This is a genomic window from Arthrobacter sp. GAS37, assembly GCF_044908325.1.
Taxonomy (GTDB): domain Bacteria; phylum Actinomycetota; class Actinomycetes; order Actinomycetales; family Micrococcaceae; genus Arthrobacter; species Arthrobacter ramosus.
Window position 1 is genome coordinate 47,741 of the sequence record NZ_JBIYDB010000024.1, and the last position, 15,831, is coordinate 63,571.

Annotated in this window: 15 protein-coding genes and 1 tRNA gene; 7 read left to right on the top strand and 9 right to left on the bottom strand. The window is 60.4% G+C overall.

Translation table 11 applies throughout. From position 1 onward, the window contains the following. Positions 1-41: 41 nt before the first annotated feature. From ABH924_RS17340 to ABH924_RS17350, 3 genes are all read right to left on the bottom strand, one after another. Positions 42-1,487, bottom strand: coding sequence for an aromatic amino acid lyase (locus ABH924_RS17340; protein ID WP_404500762.1), 1,446 nt, complete (start codon positions 1,485-1,487; stop codon positions 42-44). A 141-nt stretch (positions 1,488-1,628) separates the two neighbouring features. Beyond that, entirely contained in the window at positions 1,629-2,621 is a 993-nt protein-coding gene (locus ABH924_RS17345; RefSeq protein WP_404500764.1) for a PDR/VanB family oxidoreductase, read from the bottom strand. 113 nt (positions 2,622-2,734) lie between these two features. Next, a complete protein-coding gene (locus ABH924_RS17350) occupies positions 2,735-3,511 on the bottom strand; it encodes an IclR family transcriptional regulator (protein WP_404500766.1) in 777 nt (258 codons plus the stop codon). Between the two features lie 153 nt (positions 3,512-3,664). On the opposite strand from ABH924_RS17350, the gene ABH924_RS17355 reads away from it, so the two are divergent. After that, positions 3,665-4,873 carry a cytochrome P450 gene (locus tag ABH924_RS17355; RefSeq protein ID WP_404500768.1) on the top strand — a complete coding sequence of 403 codons (1,209 nt, stop codon included), beginning with the start codon at positions 3,665-3,667 and terminating at the stop codon, positions 4,871-4,873. Between the two features lie 187 nt (positions 4,874-5,060). Here ABH924_RS17355 and ABH924_RS17360 read toward each other — a convergent pair whose 3' ends face one another. The 5 genes from ABH924_RS17360 to ABH924_RS17380 form a co-directional block, all read right to left on the bottom strand. Further along, on the bottom strand, positions 5,061-6,308 hold the full coding sequence (locus tag ABH924_RS17360) for a D-amino acid dehydrogenase (protein ID WP_404500770.1): 1,248 nt from the start codon (positions 6,306-6,308) through the stop codon (positions 5,061-5,063). Next, entirely contained in the window at positions 6,305-6,736 is a 432-nt protein-coding gene (locus ABH924_RS17365; RefSeq protein WP_404500772.1) for a RidA family protein, read from the bottom strand. Before ABH924_RS17365 ends, ABH924_RS17360 begins: the two co-directional genes overlap by 4 nt. A gap of 83 nt (positions 6,737-6,819) precedes the next feature. After that, positions 6,820-7,617 (bottom strand): amino acid ABC transporter ATP-binding protein, encoded by a 798-nt coding sequence (locus ABH924_RS17370; RefSeq protein ID WP_404500774.1) that lies wholly within the window; start codon positions 7,615-7,617, stop codon positions 6,820-6,822. Beyond that, the gene (locus ABH924_RS17375) at positions 7,614-8,372 is read right to left on the bottom strand and encodes an amino acid ABC transporter permease (RefSeq protein WP_404500776.1); all 759 of its coding nucleotides are present in this window, start codon (positions 8,370-8,372) and stop codon (positions 7,614-7,616) included. The genes ABH924_RS17370 and ABH924_RS17375 overlap by 4 nt, the downstream gene beginning before the upstream one ends. A gap of 43 nt (positions 8,373-8,415) precedes the next feature. Continuing rightward, the gene (locus tag ABH924_RS17380) at positions 8,416-9,336 is read right to left on the bottom strand and encodes a substrate-binding periplasmic protein (RefSeq protein ID WP_404500778.1); all 921 of its coding nucleotides are present in this window, start codon (positions 9,334-9,336) and stop codon (positions 8,416-8,418) included. Between the two features lie 174 nt (positions 9,337-9,510). On the opposite strand from ABH924_RS17380, the gene ABH924_RS17385 reads away from it, so the two are divergent. The 3 genes from ABH924_RS17385 (at position 9,511) to ABH924_RS17395 (ending at position 12,780) form a co-directional block, all read left to right on the top strand. After that, positions 9,511-10,719 (top strand): CdaR family transcriptional regulator, encoded by a 1,209-nt coding sequence (locus tag ABH924_RS17385; protein ID WP_404500780.1) that lies wholly within the window; start codon positions 9,511-9,513, stop codon positions 10,717-10,719. A 331-nt stretch (positions 10,720-11,050) separates the two neighbouring features. Further along, positions 11,051-11,968 carry an ABC transporter substrate-binding protein gene (locus ABH924_RS17390; RefSeq protein WP_404500782.1) on the top strand — a complete coding sequence of 306 codons (918 nt, stop codon included), beginning with the start codon at positions 11,051-11,053 and terminating at the stop codon, positions 11,966-11,968. A gap of 440 nt (positions 11,969-12,408) precedes the next feature. Further along, positions 12,409-12,780 carry a tyrosine-type recombinase/integrase gene (locus ABH924_RS17395; RefSeq protein ID WP_404500784.1) on the top strand — a complete coding sequence of 124 codons (372 nt, stop codon included), beginning with the start codon at positions 12,409-12,411 and terminating at the stop codon, positions 12,778-12,780. Positions 12,781-12,841: 61 nt separating this feature from the next. On the opposite strand, the gene ABH924_RS17400 is transcribed toward ABH924_RS17395, so the two are convergent. Then, positions 12,842-12,931: transfer RNA gene (locus ABH924_RS17400), tRNA-Ser, on the bottom strand. Positions 12,932-13,047: 116 nt separating this feature from the next. Here ABH924_RS17400 and ABH924_RS17405 point away from each other — a divergent pair. Genes ABH924_RS17405 through ABH924_RS17415 form a run of 3 tightly spaced genes read left to right on the top strand, consistent with a single transcriptional unit; the run spans position 13,048 to position 15,741 of the window. Further along, positions 13,048-14,073 carry a zinc-binding alcohol dehydrogenase gene (locus ABH924_RS17405; protein WP_404500785.1) on the top strand — a complete coding sequence of 342 codons (1,026 nt, stop codon included), beginning with the start codon at positions 13,048-13,050 and terminating at the stop codon, positions 14,071-14,073. Positions 14,074-14,075: 2 nt separating this feature from the next. Beyond that, entirely contained in the window at positions 14,076-14,471 is a 396-nt protein-coding gene (locus ABH924_RS17410; RefSeq protein WP_404500787.1) for a 6-pyruvoyl trahydropterin synthase family protein, read from the top strand. Between the two features lie 49 nt (positions 14,472-14,520). After that, positions 14,521-15,741 (top strand): DNA glycosylase AlkZ-like family protein, encoded by a 1,221-nt coding sequence (locus ABH924_RS17415; RefSeq protein ID WP_404500789.1) that lies wholly within the window; start codon positions 14,521-14,523, stop codon positions 15,739-15,741. The last annotated feature ends 90 nt before the right edge of the window (positions 15,742-15,831 follow it).

The window sequence follows — 15,831 nt, forward strand, 5'->3', positions numbered from 1 at the left end:
CTGACTCGCACCGTACGGGCACCCGGCACCTTCGGGTGGATCTAACTTCCCAAAGGGGCCAAATCTTCAAGGATGGCTTGCGCGGATTCCAGGTCCTCTCTTTGATCTCGGTCAGAGTCATCCTGAGGCAATGAGAGGGCCAGCTCGTATGCATCTGATGCTGCATCAGAATGCATGTCAGATGGCGTTATTCCGCGTTGTCGCAATAGGCGGGTAGCGATAATGAGCTCACCGGCTACTACCGAACGGTAGCCGCGAACAGCCCTCTCCAACTGAACCACTCCCTCGCTCGCAAAGCTTGCGTCTTCCTCCGTCCCTCGCGACAGAACCACCGTAGCTAGGCTGCTAGGGTGGGCGGCTGTATGTATTGCCCCATAGGCGCTGGCCACTACATATTCAATCGTCATGATGCCGGAAGCGCTGTCGGCCCCGACCGCTAAGAAAGGGTTTAGTAGCGTATATTCCGGATCAGTCATCATCCGAATTCTGGACATACTCAGAGGAATGGTCTGCGCCAAAGCGATCTTAACGCCGTCGAGAGCCAACGACAAGGGAGCCTGGTGGAAGCCCGCGCTGTGCTCAACAGATATACCTTTGCCGTTTTCGTCGTATACGAAGAGCGGGTTCTCCTGAGCCGCGACAATGAGTCGCGAAAGTAATGCTTCGATTTTGTCCAGAGCATTAATTAGACCAATGGTGGAAGGCAGAAATGCACGCAACCCGTATGGATCCTGGATGCGCGACGGCGTATGACCCGAGCCAAGAATGTTTCGCATTCTCTGAGCAAATTTTTCCACATCTTCGGCTGCGGTGCCCTTCGCCGCAGCCGCGCTAAAGGGAGAAGGGTTGCCCGAGAGACCAGTGAAGGTGAGAGCGTAGACCACAAGTGCCGCACCAACTAACTGACGGAGATCATGAGCTGCGAGGACTGCACGGCCGATAGTCAGAGCGTTGCTCGAGACGAAGGGTAATGCGCTGTCCTTTCCCCACGCGGCCATTGGATCGAGCGGGCCGGTGGCCGCGCGCTCACCGAGTAGCGTAAGGGCCGTACCGCAAAGTGCTGAAAGGTCGGCAGTGCCAATGGAACCGAACTCCCGGATTGTGGGGAGTGAATTGGAGTTAAGCATAGAGGCGAGGGCTGCCAGGATACGGTCTTCAAGACCGGCTCCTGGGGTGCAAAGCTGCGACAGGCGCACTGCAAGCATCGATCGGACGGCGTCTTCGGCTAGTGCCGTTCCGGAATCGACTGCACTGCTTCTAAGCAGCCGCATGCCATGCTCTAGGTCCTTCTCGTCTACTGGGGTCGCTTTGTTGGCACCAAACCCAGTCGATCGGCCGTACGTCGGGATCCGCGCCGAAAGGTCAGCCGCTTCCTCATGCGCCAACCGGATCGAACCGATGACATCGGATGAGATCGCGACACTTGTTCGTCGTCGCGCGATAGCGACGATTTCAGCGGTTGTGGTTGACCCGGAAAAGACAATCATGTGGCTCCTCTGCTTGTAATCGAATATGCCTGTCGCGGCCAGTGGATGCTAGCCGCGACTCTGTCGCGGCTAGCATCCGTTTCCTATTTGGCAACGGACCGCCGTGCTTGGGCGACCTACCAAGCGGCCCGATCGCATCGTCTATATGTTCAGGACGAGTCTGTCGCCGACACACCTTGAGACGCAGATCATCATTGTTTCTCCCGCTGCACGCTCTTCTAGGCTCAGAACCGCGTCCCGATGATCTGGAATGCCCTCAATGACCTCTGTTTCGCAAGTTCCACAGGTTCCCGTGCGGCAGGAACTGAGCGTTCGGACGCCGACACGGTCCAAAGCCTCGATGATGGTTTCGTCAGCTGCGACCTCTACTTCCGAACCACCGGAGGTTTCGACAACAAACGAAAGGCCGTCTTCAATTTCAGGCACTGGCGAGCCCGCGGTGTCAAAGAGCTCACTGTAGTACTCGCCACGGGTCCCATCCCGGTACAGCTCCCCGAGTTCGGTCAGCATTCGGAACGGTCCGCAGGCATATGTCGAAGCAACAAATTGAAGCCCCAGTCCTTCGACAAAGGCGGTCAGGTTCATTGCACCGCTTTCGCTCTTCGCGTGCACGCGGACCCTGTTTCCGTACTTCTGCAGCTCGGTCAGAAAAGGCATAGAGCTCCGGTCTGATCCGAGGTAGAGGAGGTTCCAATCCGCCCCTTTTCTGTCAGCCTCTCGTAGCATCGGTAGCAGTGGTGTGATCCCGATGCCGCCAGCAATGAACTGAATCGGCCCGGCGAAGGCCCCTACGGGAAAGTGGTTTTTTGGACCCCTTACTTCAAGGCTGCCACCGGGTTTTAGGTCTGTGTGAATGTACCGTGAGCCACCGCGTCCGTCTTTGTCGAGCAGAACTGCAATTCGCCAGGCGCTATGATCGTCAGGATCTGAAATCAGAGAGTACTGCCTCAACATTTCGTTAGGAAGCATCACATCAATGTGAGCCCCTGGAGTCCATTGGGGGAGTGCCGATGACTCGATCGGGACTAGGAGCACGGATAAAACACCCGCAGCTTCCTGCTGGACGTCTCGGACCTGGAGCGTGAAGAAGTCTTGCAGCAAGTGCCCGGGGGCGTGCAGTGTTTGCTCACTCATTTCCGGCACCTCGCGGGGTCCTAAGCATCATAGGAACTGAGATCAACGCTCATTGTGGAAATGGATCGTGTGAGGTCAGGGATGTTGGGGGAGTCACCGATGGTGTTGGTGGTTCAGTCAGCATCGAGTGCCTTTCGAGTATTGATTGTTGGAGATAGAGATTCGAGACTCAGAGATAGATTTTCGGCAGCTCTATTTAGGGCTTTCAGGGCAGAAGTCACCCAGGTCTTGGACCCGCAGCGCGCTTCCGGCCCAGCAACGTTCAGGGAACATACGACTTCCCCGCTAACAAACACGGGGACTGCAACGGATACTGAGCCGGGGTCCAATTCGCCCCGCGAAATGGCCCAGCCCGCCGACCTGATCTGAATGAGACTTGAACGAATTTGATCCGCGTCCAGGGTGTTCTTGGTGAAGCGGATCAGTTCTCCATCAAGCACTTGTTTGGTGACGTCCGGCGGAGACCAAGCAAGTAGCAGGCGTTGCCCTGCGCCGGCGTACAACGGCAGCAACTCGTTCACGGCAAACGTGTACTTAAACGCCTTGTCCGTTTCGGCGCAGCGAAGACACATCGCGCTGGCTCCGACTCGAATAATCATCACCGCAGTTTCACCGACATTCTCGACGATGCTGCGCAGGACTGCCGTGCCGACTTCAGCAAGGTGGTTCTGGACAGAATACTGACCGCTGAGAGCCAGCAGCGCCCGACCGGGCCGGTATGCGCCTGCATCCTCGACAATGAAGCCTCGGGCCTTGAGCGTCTTGAAGTACCGATAAGTCGAGCTGACGGGAATTCCCAAGCGCGAGGCGACACCCTCGACTGTCGTGTCAGCGCCGCCAGCGACTTCAGCGAGAATCGTAAGCCCCCGTTCCAATGACGTGTTAGCCATCGTGACCTCCTCAGTGCCTCGTTCTTCGATGGTGCAGGTTCCGCTGCGACGAACCAATTTGCATTCTCGCAAAATGAGAATGCTGTTAGTTCATTGTCCCGCTTATCGATACTTTGATCGTGCCCAAAGATCCTCAGCAACCTAGGATTCACTATGAATAAGACGCTATCGGGTGCGGATGTTGTCTCGCTTCCGGACGACCCCTATTCCGACGAGAACCTGACAGATCCTTACCCTCTTTTTGAGCGCATGCGTTCTTCCGGGCCGGCTGTTTGGTTGGAGAAGTACGGAGTCCTGGCATTTAGTCGCTACGATGAGTGCCGCGAGATCCTCGACGACTACCGAACCTTCATCTCGGGCGCAGGCGTCGGTCCCAAAAACCTGCACGACAACCCGCCGTGGCGACCTCAGGGAATCCTGGAGCTGGATCCTCCGATCCATACGGCCATGCGCACCGCGATGAGCGGTGTCATATCTCCACGAGGAGTTCGATCCCTCCGAACCAGTTTTGAGGCCTTTGCCGAAGAACTGGTCGACGATGTTCTCGCGAAGGCCGAGATTGATGGCGTAGCCGATCTGGCGGAGATTTTCCCCATCCGCGTCTTTGGCGATGCCGTCGGTATCCCCAGGGAAGGGCGGGAAAAGAATCTTCTTCTCCACGGCGCAATGAACTTCAGCGCATTCGGCCCAGAGAATGACCGTCACCAGCTGTACTTTGAGAAGGGCGCCGGAACCCATGAGTGGGTCATGGAGATGACTTCTCGCGAGAACCTCGCCCCCGGTGGTCTTGGTCAGCAGATTTGGGATTTTGCCGACCGAGGTGAAATATCAGCAGACCAAGCACCGTTGCTGGTTCGCGCGATGCTCTCCGCAGGTTTGGACACGACGATTTTCTCGATCGGAAACACCTTGGTAGCTTTGGCCAGCGAGCCTTCGCAATGGGAGGCACTTCACGCAGATCCCAGGCTTGTGAAGTTCGCCATCGACGAGGCGCTCAGGTTTGAGTCGCCCTTCCAGTCCTTTTACCGGACCACCTCGAGCGATACTTCATTCCGGGGCATCAACTTGCCTGCTGCAACCAAGGTCCTGTTGTTTGTTGGGTCTGCCAACCGAGACACCGCTCATTGGGGCCCCGATGCGGCCCAGTTCCGTCTCGACCGCCAGGCTGCCGGACATTTGGCCTTTGGCATGGGAATTCATCAGTGTGTCGGGCAACCGATTAGCCGACTTGAAATGGAAGTACTTTTCACGGCTCTGGCTAGGCGAGTCAAGAGCATCGAATTGACAGAACAGCCCGTCCCTCTGCTGCACAACACCCTACGAGGCTGGGAATCCATCCCAGTCCGCCTGATACCCGCGTAGCGCAGCGTGGCGTCCGTCGGAAGTTGTGACTTGGCAACCCGCTATGACACACTCGCTCTCACTTACCGCGGCGGAGCCGTTCTTCGAGCCGTCAGCATCTGACTGGCCTCTTTAGGAGACACTACCTACGAGTCAGGGCTGCACTCGATGCGCGATGCACCTGACGGAAATCCGCTACGGCATACCTCTAGCGGCTCAGCGCGTATGCGTCGGTCCGGAGAGTGGAAGGCTTGGATTCGATGATGTCTACCAGCATTTCGGCCGAGCCGCAGGCCATGGTCCATCCGAGATGACCATGGCCTGTATTTATGTAGAGGTTTCGCGGCCTTCCTCTGCCGATAATGGGCGGTCCGTCGGGCGTCATGGGCCGAAGCCCCACCTTGTAAGTGGCACGGTTGTAGTCCAAGACGCCCGGGAATAGTTCCTCTCCGGCGTTGAGGATCCTGCTGAAGTCCTTGGCTGAGTATTCCAAAGAGTATCCGGTGAACTCGGCCGTGGCAGACATCCTCAATTGATCGCCGAATCGCGACCAGGCCACGAGCGATTTTTCGTCAATTCCCCCCAGTTGTGGGGCCAGGGCGCCTGGGGTTACCGGCGCCGTCATGCTGTATCCCTTAGCGGGGTAGATGGGGAGGCGGATTCCTATCGTGCGGGCAAGCCGGGCGCTGTCAGGGCCGCCGGCGAGAATGTAGCCGTCGGCGAGGAAATCCGATTTTCCGCCGCTGAGCCCGGTTACGCGGTCGCCGTCAATATTGATGGACTGGATGGTCGTGTCAAAGGCGAACTGTACGCCCATCTCCTCGCACCGTTTCCGGATTTCCGAAGCAAAAAATGCGGGATTCCCGGTTGCGTCGGTGGCATCACGAACGGCTCCGACGAAGGGAACTTGACTTTTGGCTAATGCCGGTTCGAGATGGAACAGTTCGTCCCTGGACAGGACGTTCTGCTGTTGCCCGTTCTCGCGCATGATCCGTCCGTGCTCAATCGCCCGGCGCAGTCCTAACTCGTCACGGTAAAGGTATAAGACGCCGCCGGCGGAAGGCTTGAAGTCCATGCCCTCATCGGCGACGATCTGGTTGAAGAGCTGCTGGCTGCGCTGAGCGAGCCGGAGCTTGGCCAGGGTGTTGTCGTGCGCCCGCAACGGTGTGCATTCGCGCAGGAACTTCAGTCCCCAGAAAATGAGTTCCGGATCGAAACGCGGCCTGACCCGAATTGAAGTGTCGGAGGTGAACAGGGATTTCAGGAGCTCCATAGGGGCTGATGGCGACGCCCAGGCAAAGGAATGACCTGGGGCGATCAGCCCTGCCGTTGCGTCGCTCGTCGCACGGGTTTCTCCGGCTTCCCGGTCAATGACCTGGACCTCGTGCCCGCGACGTGCCAGCTCGTAGGCCGTTGTCACTCCGATGATGCCGGCCCCGATCACGATCAGCTTCATTTCTGGCCCTCCGCGTCCCTTGAGCGGCTTCTCTGCAGCCGGGCGATCGCTTGCACTTCGACGAGAAGTCGCTGATCGAGGAGCTGGGCAACAACTGTGGCCCGGGACGGCCGATGCTTTCCAAAAGCGGCGCTCCAGGCAGCATTGAAGGACTCTGCCAGGCTTGCGTCCTTAAGGTACACAGTGCATGAAACGACATCGTCGAGGGTCGCTCCGTAGACTGCGAGGACACGAGCGAGCCTTGCCACCGAGTGTCGGGTCTGGGCAGAAACATCCCCTTCCCCGTGGATCCGTCCGTCGTCAGTAAATGACACCTGGCCGGAAACATAGATGGTGTCACCCACCCGGGTTGCTGAAGGATAGGGCGAGCCGGCGGTCGTAATGCCGTCCACGTCAACCGTGCGGCCGGGGCTGGAAATCGAAGTCATGGGTCACTTTCGGACGAAAAAGGGCAAAGGGTGCTTACGCCGGATGCAGGAGCGGGCGTGCAGGAAGAATGGAAAGGCAGCCGTTAGCCGTCCGTCTTGTAGGACCGGAGGAAGGCTTTGGTGCGATCTTCGCGAGGGTTGTCTATGACCTCGCTCGGATGCCCCTGCTCGATGATATGGCCGCCGTCGATGAAGACGATCTTGTCCGAAATCTCCCGGGCAAACGGCACTTCGTGCGTAACGATCACCATGGTCATGCCGGAACGGGCCAGACGCCGCATGACGGCCAGGACGTCCCGGGTGGATTCGGGATCAAGAGCCGATGTCGGCTCGTCGAAGAGCAAAAGGCTTGGTCCGAGCGCCAATGCGCGGGCGATTGCCACGCGCTGCTGCTCCCCGCCAGACATCTGCTCGGGGAATGCCAAGGCCCGGTGTGTCAACCCGACTTCCGCTAGGAGTTCGAGGGCAGTTTCAAGAGCCTTCTTCTCTGGGATTTTCAACCCCTTCATCTGGGCCAGCATCACGTTTTCGACTGCGGTGAGGTGGGGGAACAGGTAGAAGCGCTGGAATACCATTCCCACTCGCTGCCGGAGCTTGGCCAGGTCTTTGCAGACGGTCTTGTCCTTGGAGAACACCGGCTCGCCCTGCAGGGTGATGAAACCTGAGTCGGGTTTCTCAAGCAGGTTGATACAGCGCATCAAGGTGGTCTTGCCGCCGCCGCTTCGCCCGATGATGCTTACGATATTTCCTGGCTTGACTGTGAAGTCGACGTTGTCCAACACAGTCCGGCCGGAGAACGATTTCACAAGGGACCTGATCTCCACCACTGGAAGGGTGCTGGTCACCGCAGAGCCCTCCGATTCAATCTTTCCGACAGTCATGGCTTTACCTCCGAGTATGGCTTGGTTTCTGCCGCTGCCAACAATGCCCGCGCATGGGCAAGCCGGCGATACCGCCGCAGGGACAGGGGTGCGCCCGCCTGGACTCGGCGCTCGAGCCGGAGAACGAGCTGCGAGAGCGGGTAGCAGACTACGAAGTAAATCGCCGAGATCACGACATAGACCTCGAGAGCCCGGAAGGTTTCGCTCGCAATCAGCTGGGCCTGGGACATTAGTTCGGCCGCCGAGATGACCACAAGCAGGGACGTCGACTTCAGCAGATCCACCAGCATGGTACCGGTGCCGGGAAGTGCCAGCCGAAGCGCCTGCGGGAAGATAATGCCTGTAAACGTCACCACCGGCCCCAGCCCCAAGGCCTGCCCTGCCTCCTGCTGCCCGGCATGGACTCCGAGGAGCGCCGCCCGGAAGATCTCCGAAAGGTAGGCCCCGTAGAAAATGACCAGACTCAGGGTTCCCGCCTGGAAGGCATCCAGCCGGAGGCCGATGGATGCCAGTCCGAAGTACGTGATGAAAATGATGGCCAATAGGGGGACATTTTTAAACAATTCCGTATAGATGGCCGCAGGTATGCGAAGGAGCCGCCTGGAGCTTATCCGTAGGAGTGCGACGGCGAGTCCGACGGCGGCTGCGCCGACGAACCCGGCGGCGGTGTAACCGAGGGACTTCAGCAAGCCATCGACTAGTGCCGGAAGGTAGTCCTGCCATGGCACCTGAAAGAGGCCGGGTGCGGGGTTCATTGTTGTTTCCTGTCTTGGGGTGAGCACATGGATCAGGACGGCGTCAGTTCGACGGGGCCTTCCAGTCTGCGGGGCGGTCCGTCGCCTGCCGCTCACTGGTCATGGACAGCGACGGCTTGAGATACTGGTCGGGATCACCGCCGTACTTCTTGATGAGGCTGGCCAGTTGTCCGTTCGTGTACATATCGCGGATCACTCCGGAAATCGCCTTTTCCAGCTTTGGCTCTTCCTTGGGGACGTAGAAGCTGGTCATATAAGGCTGGAAGTACGCGAGGTCCGGGGATTTCTTGACTTCTTCGTCGGTGGGCGGCGTCAGATACTTGGTCTGCAATCCAAGGTCTGGCCGCTGGGCCTGTGTGTAGGAAATCAGCAACGGATCCACGAACCCTACGTCCACGCGGCCCGCAGCAATGTCGGCGAAGAGCCCGTTGGCATCCGGGTACGAACTGAGCTTGGCATCCGGCACCGCCTTGATGGACTTCACCCAGACGTAGCCCGTCACGGTTCCGAGGCTCTTGCCTTGGAGATCAGCAAGAGTCTTCACGTCTTGGTCGCCTTTGACCGCCATGGCAGGCGGGGAGTAATAGGGAGGGTCGGTAAACAGACCAGCCTTGGCGCGTTCCTTGGTCCAGGCGATGCCCCCGATGGAGATATCGACGCGCCGGCTTTGGACACCTCCCAGCATGCCGTTGAAGTCGGTGACCTGTGGCTCGATTGTCAGGTTCAGTTTCTTCGCTGCGGCCTGGAGGATCTCCGCGTCCAAACCAACCATTTGGCCGTCTTTCATGGCGGTATACGGCATGTAGGGCTCGATCGCCACTGTCAACTTGCCCGGCGTGATCGTATCCAGGCCGTCATTGTTTGATGCGGCGCCGCTGCCGCCGCAAGCGGTCAGGGCCAGGGCCACGACGCCGATTGCCGCCAGCGCCGATTTGCGAAGTGGTTTATGGATGCGACTAAACATGGTTTCCACCTTTCGATGGATTATCGCTTTGGCAGAACACCTTCTGCGGGTCCGGCTTTGTGCCGCTTAACATCAACCGTAGGCTTGGGTGTGACGAAAGTCATTGGACCATTCGTCCAGCTTGTGGCGAATTTTGGGGTTCCTTGCTGTACGAAAAAACTAATCGGAGGTGTCATGGCGGGGGAAAGCAGTACTCGTGCGGCGGCAGGGGCTCTAACCCCTGCCCTCGCGCAGCAGATTGCCGGTGAAACCAGCGCGATCGTGGGGTTTAACATCCTCATCACCGATGTCCGCGGCATGGTGATCGGCAGTGGCGACACCAGCCGGGTAGGCAGTTTCCATGAGGCTTCCTTGGACGTAATCCGCACCAAAGAGCCTGCCACGCACTCGGCGGCAGAAGCCCGGGCCCTTCATGGCGTCAAGCCCGGAGTCACACTGCCCATCCTGCTCAACGGGCACGCAGTGGGCACCGTTGGCATCACCGGCTCGCCCGTGCAGGTGACCCGATTTGGCTTGATGGTGGAACGCCAGACGGAAATCCTGCTGCATCAGGCATCACTCCTGCGCTCGACTCTCCAACGCGAACGCGAGCTTGAGGACCTAGTCCGGGAGATCCTTGCCTTCGACCCCCTCATGACCGAGGTTGAGGCGCTCCTCGACCAGGCGAACGAGCAGTCGGTTGACCTGGCGGCAAGCCGAGTGGGGATCGCCGTCCAGGTCCTTGGCCGGACCACGAGCCCTGCGACCACCACGGAGTGGCTGCCCCGCGCCCTTGTCATGCTCCGCGAGAGCTTCGCACACCGGCATACCATCGCCGTTTCGATCGCAGCCAACCGCTATGTTGTCTTTGCACACCCCACCGCGGAGGGGGTGCCCGGAATTGTGGCGCAGGCAGGACACTGCGTGGAGCAGTTCCGCACGCACTTGGCCTCCGACGTCGAGATCGGCATCGGAACCGAGGCCGCGGGGCCGGCCGGGCTGCGGAACTCCTACGAAGACGCCGTCGATTCGCTCCGGCTTGGCAGACGCATTAAGCAGCGAAGCATCACCACCATCAATGAAGTCCGCATCGAGCAACTGCTGTCAGGCGTCGGCCTGCGGGCCAGGCTGCGGTACACCACCGCCGTCGCCGACAGACTCTTGAGGCTGGGCGACTGGCCCACCGTCCAGGCGACTGTAGTGGCGTGGTGTGAAAGTGGCTTCTCCTTGGTGGGAGCTGCACGACGGCTCCACATCCATAGGAACACGCTCATCCACCGCCTTGAGAAAATTGAGCAGCTGCAAGGTTGGACGGAACGGAAGAGTGAAGCGTACTTGGCCCTATATCTCGCGTGCAAAGTGACCGAACTCGATCTCGACGGCGGCCAGTCCAGGAGTGCTTAGCCGTTTCACGAGGGGCAACCCGTTTGGCGGATTGAGCGCGGCAACTTGGTTCCGTCGTCGGATGCTGATCCTTTCTCTATCAGCGCCCGATACAAGACCAGACCGGATGTTCTCATGAACTGAGAATGCGCGTTGCTGAGCCCGAGGGCCGAGTGTACGTTTCCAGCAATGGAACCCACATTACAAAGTGATACGCATTTGAGGCTCTACTACGCAGCTCGACATTGCATGGGCTCGAGAGTTCCGTTCACCATTGCCCGGATGTACCGCTCAACTCACGCCCACCCGGCCACCGCATGCCCTGCAACGGCCCTCCCCAGAGAGAATTGACATGAAAAAGTACCTGACCGGTTTCGCCCTGGCGGCAGCCACCGCCATCGCCCTGAGCGCTTGTGGCGGTGCAAATCCCATGAGCTCCTCCAACAACAATTCCCAGGCCGCAGGATCGACGGAGAGCATCATCGTGGGCTCCGCGGACTTCCCCGAAAGCCAGCTCATCGCGAAGATCTACGCCGAGGCCCTTAAGTCCAAGGGCGTCCAGGTCACGGAAAAGCCCAGCATCGGCAGCCGCGAAGTCACCATCCCTGCACTGAAGGACGGTTCCATCGACCTCATGCCGGAATACGGCGGGGCCCTGTTGCAGTACCTTGACGCATCCACCAAAGCCGTCACCTCGGATGAAGTCACCAAAGAGCTGAGCACCAAGATCCCGTCCGGACTCACCCAGCTGACAGCATCCAAGGCACAGGACAAGGACGTGTTGGCAGTCAAGAAGGACACCGCCGACAAGTACAACCTCAAGTCCATCAGCGACCTCCAGCCTGCTGCCAAGGACCTGGGCCTGGGGGCCGCACCGGAGTGGAAAACCCGCATTGACGGTGTTGTTGGACTGAAATCCGTTTACAACCTCGACTTCAAGGAATTCTCAGCGCTCGACGCCGGCGGCCCGCTCACGCTCAACGCCCTCCTTTCCGGTCAGGTACAGGTTGCAAACCTCTTCAGCACCGACCCCGCCCTGACCGCCAACAACCTGGTTGCCCTCGAAGACAACAAGAACCTGTTCCTCGCCGAGAACGTCGTCCCCGTCATCAACCAGAAGAAGGCCAGCGACACCGTCAAGAGCGTGCTGGACAAGGTCTCCGCCGCGTTGACCACCGAAGACCTGATCCAAATGAACGGCAGGACCGCCAAGTTCGAGGACATGGGACAAATCGCCCAGGACTGGCTCAAGTCCAAGAACCTGGCCTAGTTCGAGCAAGACGAAGGAGCCCGAAAAGGTTGCCAGCGTATGGCCCCGCCGTGCTGTTACCTGCTGGGGCCGGGGCCGCGGTCCCGTTCTGGCCGTGGTGCCGGGTCGTCGTCCGGGCGGGCCTCCGCTGGGCCGGGTGAAGTCGTTCCTCCCGGCAGATAATGTGGAGTTGCTGAAGGCACTAAGGGACGCGAGGACGCAGGCAGAACGGACCGTCAACACCCTGCTTATCGAGCTTTATTGGTCTGTCGGCAAGGACATTCTCACCCCTCCAGGACAGCCAAGGGTGGGGGAGCGGGGTCATCACCCCGCTGGCCAATGATCTGCGGGCATCGTCCGGAGATGAATGGCCTGTCCGCCCCGAACCTGCAATACATGATGGCGATGGCGCGCGCCTGGGGCGGGGAGTCAAATGAGCCACGGGTTGTGGCACATTTGCCGTGGGGCCACATCAGAACGATTCTGGACAAGGCGGCAACCGTCGGGATGATCTGGTGTTCCCCGGCCCGGACGGCCATCACCTGCGGCTGGCGCGCGTGCATGAGGACAATGTGAGCTGGTTCGGCAATGCGGTCAAGCGCACGGGCAGTCCCCGGATTACCCCGCATGATCTGCGGCACTCGGCCGCGAGCTTCGCGGTCTCGGCCGGCGCCAACGTCAAGGCAGTGCAAAAGATGCCAGGTCACAGCTCGGGCGCGATGACGTTGGACGTCTATGCGGACCTGTTTGACGGGGATCTGGACGCCGTTTCAGACGCCCTGGATATCGCGATCGCCCAATCGAGTGTAGGCAAAATGTGCCCAAAACCCTGATTCAGGCAAAGCAAAAGGCCCCGGTTCCCTTGTAAACAAAGGGAACCGGGGCCTCTCTACATGGCGGTGACGGTGGGATTTGAACCCACGTTGGCTTTTACACCAAACAACATTTCGAGTGTTGCACCTTCGGCCGCTCGGACACGTCACCAACTGAAATAGGGTACCGGAGTGGAGGCCTGTTCCCCAAAACGGACGAGCTGCACCCACTTAGTAAGCAGGCTTCCCTTCCCCAATCGCAGCCGCAGGACTAGATTCGCAAGCACGATGACTCTTCCACAACACGCGCCGCAGAACACGCACCCTCAAACGGCCTTGGCCTACTGGACCGTTGGCCCCTGCCAAGGCGAACTCCGGAGCGAGGAACTTCCGGCTCCGGCCCAGGGTGAGGCTTTGGTCCGTGCCTTGTACTCCGGAATCAGCAGGGGAACCGAGCTCGTGGTCCATGAAGCGCACGTCCCTCCACGGATTGCGAAGAAGATGCGGGCACCCTATCAAACAGGAGATTTTCCCGCGCCAGTCAAGTTCGGCTATCTGTCGGTTGGCGTTGTCGAAGAAGGCCCGGAAGGCTGGATCGGCCAGAGCGTCTTCTGCCTGCACCCGCATCAGGACCGCTACGTCGTGCCGCTCACCGCACTCACGAGAATTCCGGAAGGCGTGCCGGCCCGCCGGGCTGTGCTCACGGGTATCGCGGAGATTGCCCTCAACGCCCTGTGGGAGGCCGGCCCCCGCCTCGGTGACAGGATCGCCGTCGTCGGTGCCGGACTGGTGGGCGGCATGACCGCAGCACTGCTGCGCAGCTTCCCGCTGGAGCGCTTGCAACTGGTGGAGACGGATCCGGGGAAGCGCGGGTTCGTGGAATCCTTGAGCGTGGAGTTCGTGCTTCCGCACGATGCAAAACAGGACTGCGACATCGTGTTCCATTGCTCGGCCACGGACGAAGGACTGGCCCGTAGCCTGCAGCTCGCGGGTGACGAGGGCGAGATCATTGAGATGTCTTGGTACGGGGACCGGAAGGTCTCCCTGCCGCTGGGGGAGGACTTCCATGCCCGGCGCCTCTCCATCCGAGCCAGCCAGGTTGGAGTGGTTGCACGTTCGCGCCGGCACCGCCGCACCTCAAGTGAGCGGCTGCAACTGGCCGTCTCTCTCCTGCGGGACCCGGTGTTCGACGCGTTCCTCACGGGAGAGTCGCAGTTCGAGGAGCTCCCGGAGATCTTCCAAAGTTTGGAAAACGGCGAACTGGACGATCTTTGCCGCGTCATCAACTACCCCAAAAAAGGGAGGAAAGCGTAGCGATGTTCACCCTCACGGTCCGCCGGCATTTCATGATCGCCCACAGCCTTCCGCGGGAGTCGTTCGGCCCGGCGCAGGGACTCCACGGAGCCACTTTCGTCGCCGAGGTGACGTTCCGCCGGGCAGAACTGAACGACGACGCGATCGTGCTGGACATCGGCGCCGCCGGAACCATCCTGGACGAGGTGCTGGCCGGCCTCAACTACAAGAACCTCGACGAGCACCCGGACTTCGCCGGACAGCTCACGACGACGGAAGTGCTGGCCCGCTTCATCGCTGAGGCAGTCGCGGCGAAAGTCCGCAAGAGCGACGACGGCGGTGCGCTCGCCGGCGTCGACGTGCTGTTGCGCGAGCATCCCGACGCCTGGGCGAGCTTCTCGTTGGATTTCGAGCGATAGCTCGCGAGGGACTGCCCCGGATGGCGGGCAAACGGTGCAGAATGGGGCCATGACGTCCGCCGTGCTTTCCACCCAAACGCTCACCCCGGAACTCCTCCGCGCCTGGGCGTGGCACAGGCAGGGACTGGACGGTTCCCTCTCCGGCAAGACGTCCGAGGAAGTCCTGGACCGCGCCGGTTGGGCCCGCTCCGTGGGCGGCGCCAACCCTTACCTGACGCTCTTTGCCCGGGCCGGGATCAGGCGCGAACAGGTGGACCGGGACGTCGCCGAGCTGAAAATCCACGAGCTCCCCACGGCCCGCGGATGCACCTACGTCCTCGGCCGGAACGACTTCGCGTGGGGCCTCCAAGTCGGCCGGGACGCCGCGGTGGCGCCGTTCAAGGTCCTGGCCCGGCTCGGCGTCGAACGCGGTGAGATCACGCTGCTCGAAGAGCAAGTGCTGCACACCCTCATGGAGTCCAGCGACCCCATGGACCCGAAACAGCTCAGGGACGAGCTCGGCGAGTCCGTCCGCAGCCTCGGCGAAGAAGGCAAGAAGAAGGGTGCGTCCACCACCCTCCCCACGGCGTTGGGCCTCCTGCAAGCCGACGGTCGCATCCGGCGTGTCCCCGTCAATGGCCGTCTCGACCAGCAGCGCTACGCCTACACGTCGTGGATGCTGCCGCCGAGCCCCATCGACGACGACGCCGCCCGCGCGCGCTTGATCGAACGGTACCTGCGCTGGACCGGCGGAGCGACGTTCAAGCAGAGTCAATGGCTTACGGGCTTCACCGTCGCGCAGAGCAAGGCGGCCCTGACCGCCGTCGGCGCCGTCGAAGTGGCCACCCCGACAGGTGAGCCGCTCTGCATGCTGCCCGACGACGTCGAGCACCTTTCCGCGTTCACGGCACCGCAGAAGGAGCAGATCCAGCTTCTGGCCGGGACGGACTCTTTGGTGCTGTTGCGCAGGAATTCGGCGGACATGCTGGCTGAAGGGGATCGGGGCCGGAAGATCCTGGACACCACGCTTGCGCTGCAGGCGGACCTGTCCGACCACCCGATCCTGGACCGGGGAAGAATCATCGGACTGTGGCAATACGATCCGGGTAAGGAACGGATCGCCGCGTGGACCTTCGACAAGCCCAGCGCGGCAGTCACTCAGCGGATTAGTGAGGTGGAGGGTTGGATCCGCGAGGACCTTGGGGATTTCCGCTCGTTCAGCCTGGACTCCCCGGCATCGCGGCAGAAACGCATCGAAGCCCTGGACAAGGCGAACGCCGCAAACGCCTAGTACTACAGTCGCGTTTATAGGGTGTGTCCGCGGGCCTTGTAATGACTATGTCGTGCGCGGTGTTGGTGTTTTCGCCGCCAGGTTGAGTGT